Consider the following 22,756-nt stretch of genomic DNA (forward strand, 5'->3'; position numbering starts at 1 on the left):
CTATAACACCCATCTGCGGCTTCTGATCTTATAAAGGACACCGGCTCCTGCTGCCAGAAGTGCTCCAAGCGACGGAAGTGCGGCTGCAACCGGATTTCCTTTTTTGCTTTGTGCTCCCGATCTTCCCTGTCCTGTTGTCACCGTGTCACCATTTTCGCTGTCTTCCTGCTGTTGACTTTCTGCACTTACCGATGCTGCCTGTCCGGCTGCATCTTCAATCTTGTTTTTCAGCACTGCATCTTCTTTGGCTGCTTCACTCTCTTTTTGCTCTCTGCTGCTTTTGGCGGCATCTTTTGTCTTTTTTGAAGCATTCGATGACGGAAGTACGGATGTTCCTTTTGTCTGGCTGCTTACCGGAAGTGACTGGTTTCCAAGTGGACTTCCTGCGGAACCGTTTCCTGATGCGGCAGTTTTATTTCCGGTGGTTCCATTTGTATGGCTTCCCTGTGTGCCGCTTCCAGTATCAGTGCGGCTGCCGGAATTGCCGTTATCCTCTGTTTCTTTTACACTTTTTTTATCCAGTGTGATGTTTTCAAGATCCAGCTTCAGATAAACATTCTGGGTACCGCTTCCGGCGGAGATGGCATCCATGACCGGAACAAATACCTGGAGCGGAACATAGCCGTCTTTTTTTGCCTCCGCGATCATAGTAAAAGAAATTTCTTTCGGATAATCGGTGCCATTCTGTTTTTTGGTGACATCTACCGCTTTCGGGCTTCCGACCGGTCCGCCGTAAGCATCTGTCTGATAACCGACCTTATAATATTTCAGCCATCCGAGATAACCTTTCTGACCATTGATCGTCAGACTGTTAAAGCTCAGTGTCAGCGTATATTTTTTCTTTTTTACCGTCAGTTTCACGGTATGATCCAGAGCTTCGTTTGCCATGGATAAGGACTGCTTATCGGTTTTCATCATTTTGCCCGGAAGATAATAGACTCCGTCCGAGAGCGTTTTGATATCCAGACTCTCGCCGCTGTTATCTTCCGTGGAAGAAGTTGTTTTTTTCTGATCCAGATTGATGATCGCCTGGGATAGTGCATTTTGCTGTTTTGTGATCTGAAGCTTTGTCGCATTTTCATTATCATAAACATTCTGTGCCACAGCGATCGCTTTTTTCAGTGCTTCCAGACTCTCTTTTGTATATACATTCTCTCTTCCGGATAAACTGGTCGCCGATAACAGCAGGGTATGTAAGCCGGACTTGTCCGCTTTTTCAGAAGATGGATTCTGATTTCCGTTATTTCCCGGCTGTTCCGTGGATGGCTGCCCGGTAGACGGTGTTTCCGTAGAAGGCTCTGTCGAATCCTCTGTTGGCTTTGAAACCAGTGTCAGACTGCTCCAGTCCAGCTGAAGCCTTGCGTACTGCTCACCGCTTCCTGCACTGACGGCTTCCATCACCGGCACATAGACCTGCGTCCAGATTTCACCATCTCCTGCTGTAACCGGAATTGCGATTTTTTTCGGATAGATCATACCTTTTACATTTTCATCCAGGCCGTTTTCAGGATCGTTGTAACTGTCATAAACTCCATCATACTGCTCAAGGATTTCAGATGCGGATGCCGCATCACTTTCCGTCGGAACTCTTCCGTCCACATCCGGATAATATAATGTTTCTGCCAGATAGCCATTAAAATCCTTTTTCCCAAGTCGGATCGTAAGCGGAACCAGATCTAGGACAAGCTGACAGTTTCCGCCGGACACCTGCAAGGTCATCGGTTTGGAAATGGCAGTGTTACCCATCGAATCCTGATCCTGCACGGCATGACGCAATACGCCATTTATCGTATAGGTACCGTCTGCGACCGTCTCTGCCTGCACACCTTCCGTTTCGGCTGCATACACCTGCATTGTTTTTGCAGAGAACATCGGCGAGATCAGACCGGCAGAAAAAACGACTCCTGCAAGCAGACATACCTGGCATTTTCTTTTTCTTCCTGTCACATTTCTTTCCACTTTGATCCCTCCGTTCTGAATCCTGCTCTCTTTCTTACATTTTTACTCTCAGTACTTTTGAATACGTTCCGAAAAGTTTCTGTTTGCCGTTTTTCTTATAAGCTCGCACTTTAAAATAGTACGTCTTTTTGGCTTTCAGTTTTTTCACGGTAAGCTTTGTTGTCTTTGCTTTGGAAATGGTTTTGATCTTTTTGTATTTGCCTTTGGCTTTTGTGGCCTGGTAAACTTCATAGCCGTTGGCATCCGTTGCTTTTTTCCAGCTTAAGGTCAATGTCTTCTTCTTTCTTTTTTTCTTTTTCAGGTTTTTCACTGCTGCCGGAGCTTTCATGCTACTGTTGTTCTGATTTCCGGTACTGCTGTTTCCATTTGCCGGGTTCTGCTGATTGCCATTTCCGTTGTTTGCGTTATTGTTTCCGCCATTATTATTATTTCCGTTTCCACCCGGATTGTCATCGTTTACCGCTTTGCGTTTTGCCCAGTCAAAGGTCACCAGCACATCCTGGTCAAATCCTGCCATAGCATCTACGGAAACTCTGGCATAAATATTTTTTTCTCCTGCTTTTGCACGTTCAAAAGAAAAACTTCCAGGATAAGAAACACCTTCTTCGGTATAATAATCCCCAGGCATAGCTTCTGCCCGACTGGATTTGTCGTCCCCTTCGTAAACCCAGAATTTTTCCAGATGTCCTTTTTCGGTACTTCCTGCCATGTTGATGTCCATGCTGTGGAAATTCAGCTTATACTGAACCTTTCCGCCTTTTACGGTCACTCTCGCAGTCGGAGCGATCGCCGCACCTGCCATCGATGCTTTATCCGGATTGGAAGCACTCATCAGTGCAACCGGCACATCATAAACGCCGTCCTCGATCGCTTCATCCTGTACCTTTAAGGTATTCCAGTACACTTTGGTAAAACAGTCGGCACTGAATTTTCCCTGATCAAAGGTGATTCCCTGATACGTTCCGGTCAGACGTTTCATCGTCGGCACATAAATGCTCGCTCTGCTGCTGTAAGTATCTGCAAAGCCGTTTTCCAGCGGAAAGCTGACTTTTGATACAACGTTGATCTCTTTTGTCTCACTGTCATCTTTATAGGACATGGTTTCTGTGGTTATATCTGCATCTGTTTTCAAGCTTTTTGTCATATCGTTGTTAGCATAATATCCGTCAAACTGATAGATATAAAGTGGCTCTTTCTCGCTTCCGCTTATGATATCAGTGCCCAGGGTCATATTGCCATTCGTATCGACCTGGATCGTTGCCTGTCTTGTCTCATCTTCGATCAGGCTGTGTTTGATCTTATCGGTGTAATAAGAAATCATAACCGTGTAAGTGCCTTCTTTTAATTTTTCGGTCGGAAGGACATTCTCTTCCTGTTCCGGCTCCAGACCCAGTGCATCTAAAATGGCATCCCGGATCGCTTTCGAAGAATATGTTGCCCCGGAAACAACATCCACGGCACTGATCTCTTTTGCATCTGCTGTGGATTTGCCAAGATAGGCATCTTCCAGTACCTCAGCCGCCATCTCCAGACGCATTTTGTTATCGCTCACATAGTTTCCGGCATAATTCTTTCCTTCTACCGAAAGGCTGCGGATCTTCTGATCTTCCACGCCAACTGTCACTTCAATGTTATATTCACCAAACTGGGTGACATGTGAAGTTCCCTTGACGGAGGTTGCCGCAGATGCAGAAATTACCGGCAGTGCAGTCAGTGTCAGTGCCGCAGATGCGATACATGCCGCGGCTTTATAAAACCATTCCTTCTTTCTCATGGAAATTCTCCTTTCCTGCGGGACAAAAGATTTCGTCCCAGGCATGTTGAATGTGTTCCTGTGTATGTATATAAGTTAGTTCAGACTACTTTTCGTTATAATTAGGTAACACATTTGGATTCCCATGTCAAGCATTCTTTTTGTTTTCATGCTCAAGAAGCACGGAGTCGGATTCTTGCCGTTTTCGGAACTTTTTGTCTTTTTCTGTCTGGAAACTTTTTTCAGTTTTTAATTGCCTTTGTACTGTTTTGCTATCGTATAAATCACACGGATTACACGGATTGCTCCGTGCTTTACACTCCCACACCTACATCCAGAATACGAGAACGGCTGTGCTCTCCGGCATATGGCTCCTTCCGACGCTGCATGTCATGGTGACGGACAAGGCTCCCCGCACTTCGCCGCCCTGCCGTCTGTGAAACTGGAATGCTCGCAGGGGGATCCGGATCATGTCATCCCGACATTCTGCCTGGATCAGCGTGCCCTCCTGGTCGTATTTGAGCGTATCGAGATGTCCGCTCATTTTTTCTCTGTTAATACGCGAAAAACCTTGCATTTCTTTTCTTTTTAAAATCAGCCAGCTGCCGCGGCGATTATGTTTGAGCGTCGCTGGCTTTTCAAATCCCTGGTCTGCCATGGACAGTGCCATCTTTCCTTCTTTGTTGCGGTACAGCATAAAATAAACCGGACATTCGATTTTTTCCGGCAGCATTTCACGAAGGAACTGTTCTGTCAGACGTTCTCTTTTCTCCCGCACATGGCTGCTCTGCATCCGCTTATAATTTGTCAGCATCGTTGAGATCGTATAACAGCTGATGTTTTCAACCATATCCCGAACGTTTGCTTCCAGCTGTGCTTCCGGGATGCCGATGCTCCGAAAATAGGACGGCAGTTCTTTTAAAATACGCTTATAATTCTCAATCCATGCCTGCCCTTCTTTTGTAAACCGATAATCTTCTGTAAGAAGTCCTTTTTCGCAGCAACTTTTCAGATAACGGCTGACCGGTGCAGTACTGACCTGGCATTTTTCTGCGATCCTCGCGATCATGCCGCGTGTGTTGTCTTCTTTTTCCAGCTCTGTCAGATAACGGAGCTGCTGCAAGGTAGGCAGATTTCTGCGATTCAGATTTTCACCTTTTTCCATATTTGCTCCACCTCTTTACCATATGTGAATATTCAGCTCCCGGCACTGTGCTTCTTCTGGTTTCTGAATCCCTTCTGTAATACCAAGGACTCCATCACACTCCGTAAGCGGAGAGGCAGCACTTACGGTGCAGGTCAGTGCACTTTGCGGAAGCCGGAAATCATTCTGTTCCCGTTTTGCCATCCTCCATTTTTCACCGTCCAAATACCACAGCCGACAGTCTTTCTCAATCTCTTTTCCATGAAGAATAAAGAAACTTTCTTTGTCACTGACGATCAGTTCCGCCATTTCCAGAAACCATTCTGACTCTTCAGCCAGACGGCGAGGAAAGCGTTCTTCCATGCGATAAAGGCTCATGCAGAAAAAATATCTTCCTTCCGGATACAGGTATCGCAAATCCACATCCCGCACTACGCGGTCATACGTTTCTCCGTATTTTAAGAATTCCTGTACACCCTGAAGTACGTTTCCGCTGATCACATGTTCCATACGGCAGGCATTCTCTTCTGCCTCTTCTTCTTCAAGCCCGCAGGTCATCTGCAAAAACTGGGTCAGATTGTGGTGACGCAAAAGACAGTCTTCGCCCTGTACTTTTCCAAGTTCGGTGAGTCGATAGCCGCTGTTTTCCGCTCGTTTCCGCAGATAACCGCTCTCCATAAGTCCGCTTTCCAGACACTTCAGCTCCGCATCCGTAAGTTCCAAGTGCATTTTCACCTGATGTGGCCGGATTTCAGTTCCGGATTTCCATCCCATGTAAAGATATTCCAGAAAGTCCTCCTCTTTTTCTTCTTCACTGTGTGGAATATTCATCTGTCAGCTCATCCTTCCTCTTTCAATAGAATACACAACATCTGCGATCTGCATGGTAGATTCCCGGTGAGATACCAGCACAACAGTCTTTCCGTTTCGCTCCTCTTCCAGGGATTTTAAGATCACCGCTTCATTCAAACTGTCCAGATTGCTGGTCGGCTCATCCAGAAGCATAAACGGTGCATCATGCAGAAACGCTCTTGCAAGCCCCAGTCTCTGGCGTTCTCCACCGGAAAGAGTATCCCCAAGCTCTCCGACCTGTGTTTCATAGCCCTGCGGCAGTTTTTTGATAAATTCATGGATCGAAGCCTTTTTGCATGCTGCTTCCAGTTCTTCCTGTGTGGCATCCAATTTTGCGATTCGAAGATTTGCCGCGATACTGTCATGGAACAGACATGTTTCCTGTGTCACAAAACTTTCCATATTACGCAGATTTGAAGTATTGATCTGATTCACGCCGGTTCCGGATATGGAGACACTTCCCTCCTGCACATCCCAGAAACGCATCAGAAGTTTCAAAAGCGTAGATTTTCCGCTGCCGCTTTTCCCGCTGATTCCAACCACACTGTTTTCTTTAATATCTGCGGAAACATCTTTGAGAATAGTCTCCTGTCCATAGGAAAAGGTCACATGCTCTGCCTTTGCCCCGTGAAATGCGATTTCTTTCTGGCCGTTGATCTCCTTTACCATCGGCTCTTCTTCCAAAATATCCAGTACACGGTTTCCGGCTGCAAACGTATTCTGCAGGGTACTGCCAAGATTTGCAAGTGCCGTGACCGGGCCAAAAGAGCTCATCAGAGCTACCGTACTGATCAGTACGCCATCAAATCCAAGAGTCCCTCTCTGATAAAGCATCGAAGAGACAAAAAGCATCAGAAGGTCTGAAATCAGGATTGTCATACCGGTAATCGCCATATTTCTTCCGGTGGTACGTTTCATACGTTCTTCTTCTTTGGAAAGCTCATCCGTCCGATGGTTCATCTGCCGCATGCGTTCCTGTCCCTGACCATACTGCAGTATTTCCGAAAGACCACGTAGCGAATCCAGGACAAAACTTCCAAGTTCCCCGGATTTTGTCCGAAATCGCATGCCGTCATCCCCGCCTGCCTTGGAAACAGCGAGCGGTATCAAAACTCCGACCGCCAGATAAGCAAGCAGTGCGAGAATTCCAAGTATCACATGAAACTGTCCGATAAACAGACATAAAAGGATCGTATAGAGTACTGCGATCGCCGTCGGTGAGATGGTATGTGCATAAAAGACTTCGAGCAGTTCAATATCAGATGTGATCACCGTGATCAGATTTCCCTTGTCTTTTCCTTCCAGTTTTGCCGGCGTCAGTTTCCGAAGTGACTGAAATACCTCGTCACGGATCAGTGCCAGCAGTTTGAATGCAATAAAATGGTTACAGGACTGTTCTGCGTATCGCAGGATTCCGCGAAGAACCGCAAAAACAGCCACACCGATAAATAAAAATCCAAGTGAGCCTTTCCACATGCCAAGCACCTGTAAAACTCCAAAAGCTCCGAAGATTGTGATAAAAGAAGCACACAGATGTCCCAGAAGTCCCATCAGGATCGCAAGTATCATATAACCGGTCAGTGGCTTTACCAGATGGATCAGATTTTTCATGACCGCAAAATTACTTCTTTTTTTCATACGTTCACACCACCTTTTCCATAGCGTTCCAGCCTTTGCTGTGTCGTCCACATTTTTTGATACAGACCGTTTTTCTTAAGCAGTTCTTTGTGTGTTCCGCATTCTTTTACCTCACCCTGCTCCATTGCATAGATCACATCTGCTTTTGTGATATTTGCAAGGCGGTGTGAGATCAGAAGCACGCTCTTTTTCTTTGCCAGAAGCAGGATCTGCTCCATAATGTCGTTTTCACTCTCCACATCGATGTTGGATGTAGCCTCATCGAAGATATAGACCGGACTGTCATGCAGAAGTGCTCTTGCAAGGGCAAGTCTCTGACACTGACCGCCGGAAAGATTGGATGCTTTTTCCGCAAGTTTTGTATCCAGTCCTTCTTCGCTTCTTAAAAAGGCTGCCAGATTGGTCTGTTCCAGAACTGCCCACATTTCATCCTCTGTGGCATCCGGATTTCCCATAAGCAGATTCTCCCGGATTGTTCCTTTAAACAGGTAACTATTATGGCTGATATAGGTAATATTCTGCATCAGGCTGCTCTCGGAAATATCCGAAAGTTCGATGTCACCGATTCGGATCGTTCCTTTGTACCCACGGTTCCTGCCCATTAAAATGGATGCCACCGTTGACTTTCCGCATCCGCTCTCCCCGGCAATGGCAACAAACGTTTCTCTTGGGATTCGAAGGTCAATGCCTTTTAAAATCTCACGGTCTGCTTCATAGGAAAAACGGAGATTTTCACAGACAATCTCTGCATTTTTTGGAAATTCTGCCGCCTTTTTCGGTGCTTCCGGAAGCTCCAGAAAACGGAAGATCTTGTCGCTTGCCGCCATACCGTTCATGGCAATATGAAAAAAGCTTCCAAGTTGACGCATCGGAATAAAGAAATCTGCAGACAGCAAAATAACCAACAAAGCTCCGGCAAGATCAACTCCTCCCTTCTGGTACTGTGTCACCGAGAAAAACACGCCAAGTGCCGCTCCGCCATAAGCGATAATATCCATGATGGTGATTGAGTTGAGCTGCATGGTCAGTACTTTCATGGTAATTTTTCGGAATTTTTCGGATTCCTCATTCATTTCTTTGTTTTTGAAGGCATCTGCCTGATAAATTTTTAAAGTGGTAAGTCCCTGAAGATTTTCAAGAAAGGTGTCGCCAAGTGCCGTATACTGTCCCCAGTATTTTGACAGTAACTTCTTTGCCCAGGTCTGCACTGCTGCGATCGCCGCCGGAATCAGCGGAACACAGACGAACAATACAACCGCAGAAGGTACATTCACACGCAGAAGCACAAGAAAAAGAGTCAGCGGTGCCAGCATTGCATAGAAAAACTGCGGCAGATATGCACCGAAATACGTTTCCAGCTGATCTACCCCTTCTACTGCCACCTGAACAATCTCAGATGTCCTGATCTGCTCTTTATAGGCTGCACCAAGTTTCAGAAGTTTTGTATATATAGCCTCCCTGAGCGTTTTCTTTACTTTTTTTGAAGAAAGAAATCCCATTCTGGAAGCACCGATCGCACAGAAAAAGCGAACCGTCACTGCCATAACGGCAATCACGGCGAAAACGGCAAAATCCTTTCCGGTCACATTTTTTGCATATAAGGACGCAAAAAAGCGAGTGATACTCATCATAAGCACCACGTTTGCCGCAAGTGAAATCCACTGCATCAGAACATTTCCGGCAACGTATTTTTTGCTCTCCGGAACCATTCTGATCAGACGCTTGTCAATCATCATATTCATTTTCCTCACTAATTGATCTTAAGTAATTATGGTAACTTTCTGCTTACTTTCATTAGTGTCTGCTAACTATATACGAGGGGAGTATAACATAAAGAATTGAGAAATGTCAACGTGATCTTTCTGTGCAAAGAACCGCACAGAAGAATCACGATCAGATCAGAGATCCTTTGACGGGTGCTGATCTCTTGCCCAGCCTCCGGCACAGGAAACGGCTTTTTTCCATCCTTTTCGGACTTCTTTTCGCCAGTTTTCTTCCTGCTTTGGCAAAAAGGTATGCTCCAGTGCCCAGTTTTTTCGGATTTCTTCACTGTTTTTCCAGTAGCCGACTCCGATGCCGGCAAGATAGGCAGCTCCAAGGGCTGTCGTCTCGATGCATTTCGGGCGTTCTACTTTTGCATTCAGAAGATCGGCCTGAAACTGCATCAGGAAATCATTAGCACAGGCTCCGCCGTCCACTTTCAGGGATGCAAGTGACAGACCTGCTTCTTTTTCCATCGCTTCGATCACATCCGTGACCTGATAGGCGAGTGACTCTACCGTTGCCCGGATCAGATGTTCTTTTTTCGTGCCGCGTGTGATGCCGACGATCGTTCCTCTGGCATATGGATCCCAGTACGGTGCAGCAAGTCCGGTAAATGCCGGGACGACATAGATACCGTTCGAGTCCTTCACTTTTTTGCAGTATTCTTCGGATTCTGCCGCATGATCGATCATACGCAGATCATCGCGAAGCCACTGAATGGCTGCTCCTGCCACAAAAACGCTGCCTTCCAGTGCGTACTGTATCTGATCGTCAACTCCTGCTGCAATCGTAGTCAGCAGTCCGTTTTTTGAGATGACCGGCCAGTCTCCGGTATTCATCAGCAGGAAACAACCGGTGCCATAGGTGTTTTTTACGTCACCGGAGCGAAAACAGCACTGCCCGAACAATGCAGCCTGCTGATCCCCGGCTGCTCCGGCTATCGCAATACCGTCACCGATCAGACAGTCTTTTGTATAACCGTAGACACCACTCGATGGTTTTACTTCCGGCAGCATTTCGCATGGAATATCCAGTTTTTGCAGGATTTCTTCGTCCCATTTTCGTTTATGTATATCAAAGAGCATTGTTCTGGATGCATTGGTGTAATCGGTGACATGTGCCTGTCCGCCTGTCAGTTTCCAGATCAGCCATGTATCTACAGTTCCAAACAGCAGTTCGCCATTTTTTGCACGTTCTCTGCCTTGTTCGATATGATCAAGGATCCAGGCAAGTTTGGTCGCCGAAAAGTAAGCATCTGGGATCAGTCCTGTTTTTTTGTGGATTTTTTCACCAAATCCGTCTTTTACCAGTTCCTCCACTTTTTCTGCAGTCCTGCGGCACTGCCAGACGATCGCATTGTATACCGGCTTTCCGGTTGCCTTCTCCCAGACGATCGTTGTCTCTCTTTGATTGGTAATGCCGATTGCCGCAATGTTCTTTTCCGTTACACCGATCTTGCCCATCGCCTTGGCTGCTACCGCAATCTGAGAAGACCATATTTCCATCGGATCATGTTCGACCCATCCAGGTTTTGGGAAAATCTGCTTAAATTCCATCTGTGCCATACTGCAGATGTTTCCCTGCCTGTCAAATAAAATACACCGGGAACTCGTGGTTCCCTGATCCAGTGCCATAATATAGTTCTGCATTTTTACCCCCATTTTATCTTAGTCGGAGAAGACTCCCACTTCTATACTAAGTCCGGAAATCCGCCTCTCGCTAAGACCGATTTTTTATTTGCCTTTTATTATACATTTGGATCTACCAAAAATCCAGTAAAAAACAGGGATTCATTCATCCCGGAACAGACATTTTTTCATATCTTCCGGAAACGGTGCTTCAACGGTGATCCGCTTTCCCTCAAATGGCTGATAAAAACAGATCCTGGATGCATGAAGTGCTGCCCGTTTGATGCCGGTAAAGCAATTCTCTGCATCCACATCTGCTTTTTGATCTGTATCCGCAAAATACAGCCGATCTCCAATCAGCGGATGCCCTGCATCTGCCATATGTACGCGAATCTGGTGTGTTCGTCCGGTTTCCAGGGTAAGCTGCACCAGTGCCGCTTCCATATACTGTTTCTGCACCTGATAATGTGTGACTGCCGGTTTGCCATCTTTTGAAACACACATTTTCATCAGGCTTCCGGGCAAAGGTGCGATCGCACCGTTTAATGTTCCGTTCTTTTCTGCAAATATGCCGCTGCAGATCGCCAGATATGTTTTCTGCAACCTGCCGTCTTCTCTTTGTCTGGAGAGTCTTGCCGCTGCCGCACGGTGTTTGGCAAACAGCACGATGCCGCTTGTCTCCAGATCCAGCCTGCCTATGCTGTGAATTTCCACCTGCTGAGTGTTCTTCCGAAAATAATAGGCAAGCTGATTGGCCAGCGTATCCTGATAATGACCATGCGACGGATGTACTGCCATACCGGCTGGTTTATTCACTGCGATCACATCCGCATCTTCATAGAGAATGTCCGGCATTTGTTCAAAGGACAGCAGATGTGCGGAGCTGCTGTTTTTTGTTTCCAGCAAAACTTCCAGCACATCGCCTTCTGACAGTCTGGTCGTCACTCTTGCCCGCTGCCCGCCCAAACAGATGCCATTTTCTGTAAATTTCATGCTTCTGATCTGTGCATTTGAAAATCCGGCAATCTGTTTTAAATATTGCTGTATCGTCAATCCTTTTTCTGCTTTTTCAATAAGGTAGTTTTTTTTATTCATCTTTCGTCTGTCCGCTTTCTGCTACTCTTTCATCTTTGGCTGGAAGATCAGGCTGGCAAGATAGGAAAAGATCAGAGCTGCACTGATCCCGACGGCACTTGCCTTAAATCCTCCCATAAAAATCCCTAAAAATCCATTTTCATCGACTGCTTCTTTAACACCTTTCCAGAGTACGTTTCCGAAACCGAGAAGCGGCACCGATGCACCGGCACCGGCAAATTCCACAAACGGCTGATAGATGTTAAAGGCTCCAAGCAGTGCTCCGCTGCAGACCAGGATCACCATCACACGTCCCGGCATCAGTTTTGTTTTTTCAAGAAGGATCTGACACAGGGCACAGATCAGTCCGCCCACCCAGAATGCTGTCACATAACTCATGTTTGATACGCTCCTTTCTGTCCGCTAACAATGTTCGATCACGACCGCATGAGCGATCCCGGGCACGGTCTGCCCTTCGTTAAAGCTGACCGTAGAGAGCAGTGCTCCGGTCGGAACAAAAAGAATCCGCTTCCAGTCTCCTTTTTCTATTTTCGGAAGGATCATGGCGGAAAGCGTCACTGCGGAACATCCACAGCCGCTTCCGCCAGAATGTGTATCCTGTAACTTACGGTCATAAATTTCGATTCCGCAGTCCATATGCTGCTTTTTGATATCAAACCCTTTCTCTTTTAGTAGCTCCAGCAGGATCGTCTGACCGACATAGCCCAGATCTCCTGTAATGATGCGGTCATAATCCTGTGGCTGTCGGTTAAAATCCATCAGATTCTGACAGATCGTATCTGCCGCTGCCGGTGCCATGCAGGCTCCCATATTCAGAGAATCCCTCACACCGTAGTCCACTACTTTCCCGGTCGTGATTCCGGTGATTTTTGCATGGCTTTTCTGTGCTGAGAGCAGAAAAGCTCCGCTTCCGGTGACGGTCCAGGTCGCAGAAAGAGGTCTTTGATTCCCGTATCCGAGTGGAAATCGAAACTGCTTTTCCGCACTTCCAAAGTGGCTGGAAGTCACGGCAAGTACCTGATCGGCATACCCTGCACTTACCGTCATTGCCGCCAGTGACAGGGTCTCTCCACAGGTAGAACAGGCTCCATACAGTCCAAACAGCGGAATTTCCAGCTCTTCTACACCAAAAGATGTGGCAATGAGCTGCCCTAACAAATCTCCTGCAAAAATATAGCGAATCTGTTGCGGCATCTTCCCTGCTTTTTCCAGTGCCAACTGGATTGCTTTTATCTGAAGCATGCTCTCCGCCTTTTCCCAGTTTTCTTCCCCAAGCATGGGATCCTCACAGATCAGGTCGATTTTTTCTCCAAGCGGCCCTTCTCCTTCTTTTTTGCCTGCCACAGAGGCACTCGCAAAAAGATAGGGCGGCTTCTCAAAACAGATACTCTGCTCTCCGGTCATACTATTCATAATCTTATTCCTGCCTTTTTGACGTTTTTTCACGCCCTTTGTTTTTGATTGGAATCTGGTTTTAGTATGGCTTTTATATGAAAAAGTATACCATGGTTTTCTGGTTTTTCCTTTGATCTGACACACCTTGAAACCTGACATCTATTTTTCGCAAAGTGCTTATTCTGAAATGCTCTGGCTTCGCTCTTCTAATTTCTGCAAAACTTGATCTGCTGCCTCCCCGGTAAGCGGTGTCGGCTGATAATTGTTGTAACCCTCTGCCGAAGAAACACTGCAAGGAATGACTTCGTAAGACGCATCTACGATCTCATGTTTTCCGTTTACGGTAAATTTCTGCTGAAAGATGATCGTATCCATCTCTGTCGGATTGGTATTTCCGCCAAAGCAGAAGTTACCAAGACTGTAAGCGATCGTCTTTCCTTTATAACCGCCAATCCCCTGGATAATATGCGGATGATGTCCGACGACCACATCAGCCCCCTCATCGATTGCCAGATGTGCAAGCGTTACCTGATTTTCATCCGGGACAGTGACAAGCTCATTGCTCCAGTGAAAAACTGCCACAATAATTTCCGCTCCGTCTTCTTTGAGTTTTGCAATATCACTTTTTACCTGTGGTATGCGTTCCAGATGATCATCCAGCTCATAGATACCGAAAAATCCGATTTTGACGCCTTTGACCTCGATCACCGACGTATCATCGTAGCCAAAGGTTTTGATTCCATTTTCTTCCAGGGTATTTACCGTATCCTGAAAGCTCTGCTCTCCATAGTCATGGCTGTGGTTATTTGCCATATTTGCTGCTTCCACCGATGAGGAAGTAAGAATCTTCACAAATTCCGGATCGCCTTTGAAGGCAAACTGTTTGTCTGCACGTGTGGTTTCTTCCGTAAGCGTACCTTCCATATTTATGATCGTCAGGTCATCTTTTTCAAAAATATCCCGCACATTCTTCAAGAAATATTCCGGACCGTTTGCCTCATAGTAAGCATTGAAACCGGTATCCCAGGCAAACTGCTCATCTGTTCCCAGAATACAGTCTCCGGTAAAGTTAAGCGTCAGATTGATCCTTGTTGTATCTTCCGTCTCGGTCTGTGTTTCACTTTCTGCAGGCTGCTCGGTCTGTTTTTGACCAGATGGTACGTTTTTGATCGTTTTCCCGATCACACGAACTACCCCATACACTGCAAGTATGAGCATCATACAGGCCAGAATCAGTGCAAAAATATAATTTCGTCTCCGGATCTTCAGCCGCTTTAAATGTACTTCTTTTTTTCTGCGGATCAGTTTTACTCTTCTTTCCTCATCCTGACAGTCCAGGATGAGGATCGTCAGCTTCTGTTCTGCCCGACACAGGCGTTCTTCTCCTGTAAGTTTGTTCCAAAATCTCTTCATTTCCCTCTCCCTTTGTTTCTTTTGTATTTTTCTAAATGATTCTTCCATTGAAACCTGGCATGCACTTTTGCTTTATTATAACATAAATCTTAAAGAATACCAGAGCGAATCCCGACACGGATACAAGCTTGTTGCTCGCCGTCTTTAAAAGCGAAAGTCCTCTCACATCTGATTTAGCAAACAGAAAACGCTTCAGATGCAGCTCCCTGTCACATCTGTGACTTTGGCTCTGCGTCTAAAGCGTCTGGTTGATTTTTCTATTTTCTGTTTTCCGGAAGATGTTCTCCTGCTTCAATCCCATTCAAAAAGAATACCAGAACAGCGACCACGCATCCGGTCAGTACCTTGATCCATTTTGCCATTTTATTCTCTCCATGGTAAAATTATCGATTACTCCAGTACTTTTTTGTAAAAGTCAAAGCAGTCGAAGGTTGCAAAATAATCTTTCGGTGTCTCTGCACGGCGGATCAGTTTTGCCTCTCCGTCTTCTGTGAGCAGAACTTCTGCAGATTTCAATTTGCCGTTGTAATTATATCCCATGGAAAATCCATGTGCACCGGTATCATGGATAACCAGAAGATCTCCCATATCTACCTTCGGCAGCATACGGTCGATTGCAAACTTATCGTTATTCTCACACAGAGAACCGGTTACATCGTACATATGGTCGCATGGCTGATTTTCTTTGCCCATAACCGTGATATGATGATAAGCACCGTACATCGCCGGACGCATCAGATTTACCGCACACGCATCCACACCAATGTATTCTTTGTAGGTGTGCTTTTCGTTGATCGCCTTTGTTACCAGACAGCCATAAGGTCCCATCATAAAACGGCCAAGTTCTGTGTAGATCGCTACATCACCCATGCCTGCCGGAACCAGAATCTCATTGTATACTTTCTCCACGCCTTTTCCGATCACGCGGATGTCATTTGGCTCCTGATCCGGGCGATAAGGGATACCGACACCACCGGAAAGATTGATAAATCCGATGTGTACACCAACTTCTTCTTTCAGGCGTACTGCCAGTTCGAACAGTTTCTGAGCCAGCAGCGGATAATAATCATTTGTGACCGTATTGCTTGCCAAAAATGCATGGATCCCAAACTCTTCCACACCTTTTGCTTTCATGATACGGAATGCTTCGAAGATCTGTTCTGTTGTCATACCGTATTTGGAATCGCCAGGGTTATCCATGATGTCATTGCTGATCTTAAAGATTCCTCCCGGATTGTAGCGGCAGCTCATCTTTTTCGGCAACTTTCCAACAGCTTTCTCCACTTTTTCAATGTGTGTGATATCATCCAGGTTGATGATACCGTTCAAAGATGCTGCATAAGCAAACTCCTGTTCCGGTGTATCGTTGGAAGAAAACATAATGTCATCTCCGGTTGCACCGATCGCTTTGGAGAGCATCAGCTCTGTCATGGAAGAACAGTCGCAGCCACAGCCGTATTCTCTTAAAATCTGGATCAGAAACGGGTTTGGCGTTGCCTTGACTGCAAAATATTCCTTATATCCCTTGTTCCATGCAAAGGCTTCTTTTAAAGCTTTCGCATTTTCACGGATGCCTTTTTCATCGTAAAGATGGAACGGTGTCGGAAATTCTTTTACAATTTCCTGAAGTTTATCGTAAGTCACAAATGGTTTTTTATTCATCGGTACGTTCCTTTCCTGTTCACTTGCATGAACACCTGCAGAATATGCTGCCGACAGATTCCTTTTTATATCTGCAACTTTAGCACGCTGCTCTGTCAGACAACAATATGTAAAAAATATAATACGGAAGCCTTTGTTTGTCAATACCTGCATGCATGCACTTTTGAATTATTCCAGAGCCTTTTCACTGATATCTGCAAAGAAATTTTTTATCCGATGTTTTTTATCAACAAGATTATTATACTGCAAAATTGCATAATCATTCAAAATACCGCTCTGTTTTTCATTGCTCCACTGCTGAAATGTGCCATCTGTTCCCTGATAGAAGTTCGCTGTCACAACCGGATACTGCTGCTGCAGTTTTTCCAGCCAGCTCTGATAACCGGTCTTTTCAAGTCCGGCAGTATCCATCAGCAGACCACTCAAATAATTGGTACTGATCGCATCGACTTCTTTTTCCTCGATGTCGTAATTCGCCCACATGACAAACGGCACTTCGTAGCTGGTTTTCAGTTTGTCCGTTGTATCGTTTCGCGTGGCTGTGTCTTCTCCTAAAACACGCAGAACAGAGTTGGTGATATATTCTGCAGGCTGATGATCACCAAACATCAGAATGATGGTCTTTTCATCCTCATCCTGGAAATAGTCGATCAGATTTTCAAAAGCCTCATCGGTTTTTTTGATCAGGGTCAGATATTTCTCAGTTGCCTCGATCTGAACCTGATGAACCGAACGCAGATCTTCGCCGGCATCGCTGAACTGGATCTCATTTGTCAGATCTTCATATTCTTTGCTGTAGCCTCCGTGGTTCTGCATCGTTACTTCAAATGCAAACAGTGGACTGCCTTCCTCTTTTTCTTCATAAAGCTCGATCAGCTTGTCAAAAGCAGACTCATCATCCACCCAGCCACGCAGCAACGTTGCATCCGGAAAGTCTCCGGTATCCCGGAAATACTCGCTGTCAAAGCCAAGATACGGATAAACTTTGTCCCGGTTCCATCCGGTTGAATAATAAGGATGAAGAGCTGCTGTCTGATAGCCCAGTTTTCCAAGCTGTGATGCAAGGGACGGCATGGCTCCGTTTAAAAACTGCTGATACGGAACACTTCCGGTCGGCAGAAATGCCATCATATTTCCGGTCAGAAACTCAAACTCGGTATTTGCCGTATTTCCGCCCTTTACCGAAACATAGAGATTGCCGCGGACGGTATTCTTTTTCAGGGACCGCCAGAACGGCATGTAATCTTCCGTTGTGTTAAAGTCTCCATAGACAGAAAGATCTGAAAATGCCTCATTCATGATCACAAGAATATTTGGCTGATCTTCCATATCCGTTTTGTCGGTATGGTTCTCTTCGCCTCCGGATGAAACGGATGTTTCCTCTGCAATCTTCTGTGCCGCATCTGTGGAATATCCCTGCGGCTTTTCAATATGCAGATACTGCAAGTTGGCAAGATACGCTACCATAAAACCATTGTTTCGGTAAAGGACATTTGGCGTAAACAGAATATCATCCAGTCCAAAAATTTTCTCACAGTTTTCTGTCTGCACATAGCTGACAAAAGCAAACATCAGTACCAAAGATACTGCAACGGAGAGCAGGCGTTTTTTCACATTTCCAAAGGAAAAGTGCATCTTTTCTCCGAGGATCGCGAGCCACAGAAATCCCATAAGTACAAAATACAGCCGCCAGGAAACATCCAGCGTATAATTATCTGCCACGCTTGCTGCCGTGCGAAGCGAATACAGATCCCAGGGCACGATTGGAGAAGAACGAAAACTGACCACAAAATAGTTGACTGTCCCTGCCAGAGCCGGAAAAACCGGTGTAAGCATAGCTCCCCATCTCATATTGCCGGATACTGCTGTTATGATCAGATATAACACCAGATAAAACAGATAGTTCAAAAAAAAGATTAACGGTGTCAGATCCCATGGCACATGGGTAAAAAACTCCATGCAGCACAAGGCTGCCGCCGGAAGTGCCAGAAACACGATCGGGCTTAATTTCTTTGGTATTTTAAAATCCCAGGCGATAAAACCGCCCGCCAGGATTGCAAGGAGCAGTGCCAGTCCTGCTTTTGCCACCTGAAATCCATCGCCTTTTACTGCCAGTATTTCTAAAATAATCATAAGAAGAGCTGCACCAAGTGCAACTCCTCTTCTCGTCTTCGACTTTGTCATCGCCTATTTTGCCTCAACCACCTGCATTACATTTGTGGAACGTCCACGGCCAGACACCATGTTGGTTGCCGGATCGCCCGCTGTAAATACAGCCAGTTCTCCTTTCTTAATCAGTTTGCGGCGTAAAATGATCTTCATGGAGTTGGTGATCATATGCCTTGTGCTGTCTTCTGTTTCACCCGGCATCGCATAGACACCCCAGTAAAGCTGCATCCTGCGGACTGCCTGCTCACTTGGAGAGATCGCATAGATTGGTGTCTTCGGACGCAGGCTGGAGATCATCCTTGCCGTGTAGCCGGTCATGGTCGGAACAACCAGACAGGATGCTTTAAGGATCTCAGCTGTGGACACACTTGCAAATCCAACTGCCATGGAAATATCTTTTTTACGCTGTTTTTTATTTAATTTCTGAAGATTGGAGTAATCCAGATGAGCTTCTGTCGTCTCTGCGATCTTTGCCATCATGCGGACTGCCTCTACTGGATATTTGCCCATTGCAGTCTCTCCGGAAAGCATGATCGCATCACTGCCGTCGTAGATCGCATTTGCCACATCACCGGCCTCTGCTCTGGTCGGACGCGGATTGCGGATCATCGAATCCAGCATCTGTGTTGCAGTGACAACCGGTTTACATTTGCGGTTGCATTTGTTGATGATCTTCTTCTGGATATGCGGAACCTGGTCTGCCGGGATCTCCACGCCGAGATCCCCTCGTGCAACCATGATGCCGTCTGCCGCATCCAGGATCTCATCAATATTTTCCACACCTTCTGCATTTTCGATCTTGGCAATAATGCCGATATCTCTGCCGTGATTATCTTCCAGGATCTCGCGGATATCCATGATGCAGTCACTGTTTCGTACAAAGGAAGCTGCGATATAATCCACACCCTGTTCAATACCAAACAGAATATCTTCTCTGTCTTTCTGTGTCACACCCGGAAGATGTATTTTTACATTTGGAACATTGACGCCTTTTCGCTCACCCAGCTCACCGCCGTTTTTGATAATACACTCAATCTTGTCGGCAGAAACACGCTGTACTTCCAGACCGATCAGACCGTCATCGATCAGGATCGTGTCACCCTTTCTCACATCGTAGACAAGCTGCTGATAGGTGATGGAACATCCTGTTTCATCGCCTTCTCGCTCTTCTGTATACAGTGTAAATTCCTTTCCCTGCTCCAGAGATACTTTCTTGCCGTCTTTGAGAAGCCCGGTACGGATCTCCGGTCCTTTCGTATCCAGCATCAGTGCAACCGGAATGCCAAGCTGTTCGGAAACCTGACGCACCAGTGCGATACGCTCAGCATGTTCTTCGTAGCTTCCATGAGAAAAATTGAAACGTGCCACGTTCATTCCGCCTGCGATCAGTTCTTTGAGAATGATCTTGTCCATCGTTCTTGGTCCCATTGTACAGATAATCTTTGTTTTCTTCATTATTCCTCCTGCTGCCGCTTTGCGGCCTGACCACATTTTTATTTTTTGATATGTTTGTGCGTAAACAGATGATCCTGGCAATATTCATAATTTCCGTCGCATTTGGAACAGAAACGGAATTCGAGATCATCACCGTCCAGCTCGGTTCTGCCGCAGATCGCACACTTGTGCTTGGTAATACCGGATCTGCCTGTCTGACTGGTCTGCCTTTTGAAATTTTGCTTCCGACGGATTTCTTTTGGTGAAACCTTGTTGTAATTTCTCGTCATCAGGAAAAACAGGATGAAATTGAACATGGATGCAATGATCGCCACTCTTCCAGCCCAGTTTGTCTGAAGGAAGGAAAGGACAATGAAAGCTCCGTAAAGAATCCCAAACCATTTGACCTTGATCGGTATGATAAAATACAACAGCAGCTCCATATTCGGATAGCAGACTGCAAACGCCAGAAAAATGGACATGTTGATATAATATGTGGAAAACAGTGCCTGCCCGAAGACAATATTTCCTCCCATCACGGCATATAAAATGAATGCTCCGATGATTGTTGAAATGATCCCTGAAAAAATATAAGCATTATACCGGAACGCTCCCCAGGTCTGCTCCAGTGAATTGCCAAGAGAATAATAAAGCATCAGCATGATGATCGTAAAAATACCAGGTGATTCCGGCGGAATCAAAACCCAAGTGACAAGTCGCCAGATCTGCCCTTTTAAGATATAATATGGCTCAAGACTTAAATAGTTATACAGTACACCCGGTGCCAGGAAATACAGAAAATAACCGATGATATAAGCTCCGATGATGTACGTGGACAGATTGTATATGGCATACCGTCCGAATTTACGTTCCATTTTGTTTAAAAAGTTCATATAATTTCCTTTATCTTCCTTTCCGCATCGTGTGTTCTGCAAGCTTTTACGGGACAAAAATGCTCTGTCCCGTCTACTTGCCAATGCCAGGTCTATTATAAATTTTATTGTATCTTTTGTCAATCAACGCACTCGATTTTTCACAAAGTTTACAAACACTTTAGATTATGGGATACTTCATGTTTTATCCGGTATTTTATTATCTGAAGCATTCTCTTTTATTCCCCTGCATCTTCTGCATCCAAAATCAGGGATGCACAGTTCATCCCCGATCTGCAGATTGTATACGTTTACCCAGGGATTGGCAAACAGAAGGGCCGAAACGGTTACACCATATCTCTTTCCAAGTTTATATAAAGTATCTCCCTGCTCGATCACATGAATAAATCCAAAACGACATGTTTTTGCATTGTCCATTCTCTGTCAGCTCCACGATTGCTTTCTGCTTGCTCTATTATATGAATCACAGCCTGCTGCTGTTCACAGATATTCGGCAAACGATAGCCTCCAAGACTTTCCACTATTTCCAACTTTCTATTGAATTTTCTGAAATCTTTCATTATAATAACCTCAAAATGATGATACGGGATATTTAAAAGTGGGATGATAATCCCACGATATGCGAATACCGGGCTGCTATGTGCCAGTGGCACATGTTTAGTACCGACCGAAATGGAGCGTAGAAAGGATTGTGGGAGTGCAACGCACGGAACAATCCGTAGACATCATAGTTGGGGACTTTTGACACCCACATCATCTTATTTTACTTAGGAGGTAATTTTATGGCAGGTTCTACATTTGGAACTTTATTTAAAATAACTACATGGGGCGAATCTCACGGTGCCGGCGTCGGTGTCGTTGTGGACGGATGCCCTGCCGGTCTTTCGCTTTGCGAGGAGGATATCCAAAAATTTTTAAACCGCAGAAAACCGGGACAGAGTCGTTACACGACTCCGCGAAAAGAGGATGATGCGGTTGAGATCCTCTCCGGTGTTTTTGAAGGAAAGACAACCGGAACGCCAATTTCCATGCTGGTACGCAATCAGAATCAGCGTTCCAAAGACTACAGTGAGATCGCTTCCTACTACCGCCCGGGACATGCCGATCTGACCTTTGATCTGAAATATGGTTTCCGTGATTACCGTGGCGGAGGACGTTCTTCCGGCCGTGAGACGATCGGACGCGTTGCAGCCGGTGCAATCGCCTGCAAGATTCTTGATCAGCTCGGCATCAAGATTTTAACTTACACAAAATCGATCGGTGACATCACCGCAGATCCGGCCTGCTTTGACCGCAGTGTGATCATGGAAAATCCTTTTTATATGCCGGATGCCGACGCAGCAAAAAAAGCAGGGGAATTTCTTGAAGAATGTATGAAAAATGAAGATTCCAGCGGCGGAAGCATTGAGTGCGTGATCCAGAATATGCCGGCCGGTATCGGTGAACCGGTATTTGAAAAATTAAGTGCCAACCTGGGCAAAGCGATTTTATCGATCGGTGCCGTAAAGGCTTTCGAAATCGGTGACGGCACAGCAGTTGCCCATGCACTCGGTCATATAAACAATGACCAGTATACAAGGAATCCTGATGGAAAGATTATCAAACTTACCAACCACTCCGGCGGTATCCTGGGCGGCATCAGCGACGGAAGTGACATCCTTTTGCGTGTATCCGTCAAACCGACGCCTTCGATCTCAAGAGAACAGTCCACCATCACGAAAGACGGAGGCAGCAGACAGATTTCTGTAAAAGGCCGCCACGATCCGGTCATCGTACCGCGTGCCGTTGTCGTCGTTGAATCCATGGCTGCGATCACGCTGGTCGATATGCTGATGTGCAGCATTACTTCCAACATGACAAATCTGGAGCGGTTTTTCCGTAAATAAAATGCTGAAAAAGCATATAAGATCATGAATCCTTTCTATATGATTCGAAAGGCATTACATAAAAAATACCG

At 45.8% G+C, this 22,756-nt stretch carries 18 protein-coding genes; 1 reads left to right on the forward strand and 17 read right to left on the reverse strand.

Features of this window, described 5'->3' with window-relative positions:
* The 17 genes from LKD42_RS02380 to LKD42_RS02460 all read right to left on the reverse strand — a co-directional run bounded on the left by LKD42_RS02380 (nt 1) and on the right by LKD42_RS02460 (nt 21,359).
* Nucleotides 1-1,959 (reverse strand): NEAT domain-containing protein, encoded by a 1,959-nt coding sequence (locus LKD42_RS02380; RefSeq protein WP_248834703.1) that lies wholly within the window; start codon nt 1,957-1,959, stop codon nt 1-3.
* Nucleotides 1,960-1,993: 34 nt separating this feature from the next.
* Complete coding sequence (locus tag LKD42_RS02385) at nt 1,994-3,733, reverse strand: fibronectin type III domain-containing protein (protein ID WP_248834704.1); 1,740 nt, start codon at nt 3,731-3,733, stop codon at nt 1,994-1,996.
* Nucleotides 3,734-4,040: 307 nt separating this feature from the next.
* The gene (locus LKD42_RS02390; RefSeq protein ID WP_248834705.1) at nt 4,041-4,877 is read right to left on the reverse strand and encodes a hypothetical protein; all 837 of its coding nucleotides are present in this window, start codon (nt 4,875-4,877) and stop codon (nt 4,041-4,043) included.
* A gap of 15 nt (nt 4,878-4,892) precedes the next feature.
* The gene (locus LKD42_RS02395) at nt 4,893-5,687 is read right to left on the reverse strand and encodes an iron dependent repressor, metal binding and dimerization domain protein (RefSeq protein WP_248834706.1); all 795 of its coding nucleotides are present in this window, start codon (nt 5,685-5,687) and stop codon (nt 4,893-4,895) included.
* A 3-nt stretch (nt 5,688-5,690) separates the two neighbouring features.
* The gene (locus LKD42_RS02400; RefSeq protein ID WP_248834707.1) at nt 5,691-7,346 is read right to left on the reverse strand and encodes an amino acid ABC transporter ATP-binding/permease protein; all 1,656 of its coding nucleotides are present in this window, start codon (nt 7,344-7,346) and stop codon (nt 5,691-5,693) included.
* The gene (locus tag LKD42_RS02405; protein WP_248834729.1) at nt 7,343-9,082 is read right to left on the reverse strand and encodes an ABC transporter ATP-binding protein/permease; all 1,740 of its coding nucleotides are present in this window, start codon (nt 9,080-9,082) and stop codon (nt 7,343-7,345) included. The genes LKD42_RS02400 and LKD42_RS02405 overlap by 4 nt, the downstream gene beginning before the upstream one ends.
* Nucleotides 9,083-9,244: 162 nt before the next feature.
* Nucleotides 9,245-10,759, reverse strand: a complete 1,515-nt coding sequence (gene glpK, locus LKD42_RS02410) for a glycerol kinase GlpK (protein ID WP_147631559.1) — start codon at nt 10,757-10,759, stop codon at nt 9,245-9,247.
* A 141-nt stretch (nt 10,760-10,900) separates the two neighbouring features.
* Nucleotides 10,901-11,833 carry an RluA family pseudouridine synthase gene (locus LKD42_RS02415; protein ID WP_248834708.1) on the reverse strand — a complete coding sequence of 311 codons (933 nt, stop codon included), beginning with the start codon at nt 11,831-11,833 and terminating at the stop codon, nt 10,901-10,903.
* A gap of 21 nt (nt 11,834-11,854) precedes the next feature.
* Nucleotides 11,855-12,211, reverse strand: coding sequence for a stage V sporulation protein AE (gene spoVAE, locus LKD42_RS02420; RefSeq protein WP_022119648.1), 357 nt, complete (start codon nt 12,209-12,211; stop codon nt 11,855-11,857).
* 24 nt (nt 12,212-12,235) lie between these two features.
* Nucleotides 12,236-13,246 (reverse strand): stage V sporulation protein AD, encoded by a 1,011-nt coding sequence (spoVAD, locus tag LKD42_RS02425; RefSeq protein WP_022119649.1) that lies wholly within the window; start codon nt 13,244-13,246, stop codon nt 12,236-12,238.
* A 159-nt stretch (nt 13,247-13,405) separates the two neighbouring features.
* The gene (locus LKD42_RS02430; RefSeq protein WP_248834709.1) at nt 13,406-14,641 is read right to left on the reverse strand and encodes a CapA family protein; all 1,236 of its coding nucleotides are present in this window, start codon (nt 14,639-14,641) and stop codon (nt 13,406-13,408) included.
* Nucleotides 14,642-15,031: 390 nt separating this feature from the next.
* Nucleotides 15,032-16,303, reverse strand: coding sequence for a diaminopimelate decarboxylase (locus tag LKD42_RS02435; RefSeq protein WP_248834710.1), 1,272 nt, complete (start codon nt 16,301-16,303; stop codon nt 15,032-15,034).
* Nucleotides 16,304-16,471: 168 nt separating this feature from the next.
* A complete protein-coding gene (locus LKD42_RS02440; RefSeq protein WP_248834711.1) occupies nt 16,472-18,487 on the reverse strand; it encodes an LTA synthase family protein in 2,016 nt (671 codons plus the stop codon).
* Nucleotides 18,488-18,490: 3 nt separating this feature from the next.
* Nucleotides 18,491-19,927: a pyruvate kinase gene (pyk, locus tag LKD42_RS02445; RefSeq protein ID WP_248834712.1), complete on the reverse strand. Its 1,437-nt coding sequence runs from the start codon at nt 19,925-19,927 to the stop codon at nt 18,491-18,493.
* A 38-nt stretch (nt 19,928-19,965) separates the two neighbouring features.
* Nucleotides 19,966-20,799, reverse strand: a complete 834-nt coding sequence (locus tag LKD42_RS02450; RefSeq protein WP_248834713.1) for a DUF1751 domain-containing protein — start codon at nt 20,797-20,799, stop codon at nt 19,966-19,968.
* Between the two features lie 177 nt (nt 20,800-20,976).
* Nucleotides 20,977-21,216: a LysM peptidoglycan-binding domain-containing protein gene (locus LKD42_RS02455; RefSeq protein WP_248834714.1), complete on the reverse strand. Its 240-nt coding sequence runs from the start codon at nt 21,214-21,216 to the stop codon at nt 20,977-20,979.
* On the reverse strand, nt 21,174-21,359 hold the full coding sequence (locus LKD42_RS02460; RefSeq protein ID WP_248834715.1) for a hypothetical protein: 186 nt from the start codon (nt 21,357-21,359) through the stop codon (nt 21,174-21,176). The genes LKD42_RS02455 and LKD42_RS02460 overlap by 43 nt, the downstream gene beginning before the upstream one ends.
* Before the next feature lie 222 nt (nt 21,360-21,581).
* On the opposite strand from LKD42_RS02460, the gene aroC reads away from it, so the two are divergent.
* Nucleotides 21,582-22,685 carry a chorismate synthase gene (gene aroC, locus LKD42_RS02465; RefSeq protein WP_248834716.1) on the forward strand — a complete coding sequence of 368 codons (1,104 nt, stop codon included), beginning with the start codon at nt 21,582-21,584 and terminating at the stop codon, nt 22,683-22,685.
* The last annotated feature ends 71 nt before the right edge of the window (nt 22,686-22,756 follow it).

The organism is Hominisplanchenecus faecis, assembly GCF_020687205.1.
GTDB classification, from domain to species: Bacteria; Bacillota; Clostridia; order Lachnospirales; family Lachnospiraceae; genus Hominisplanchenecus; species Hominisplanchenecus faecis.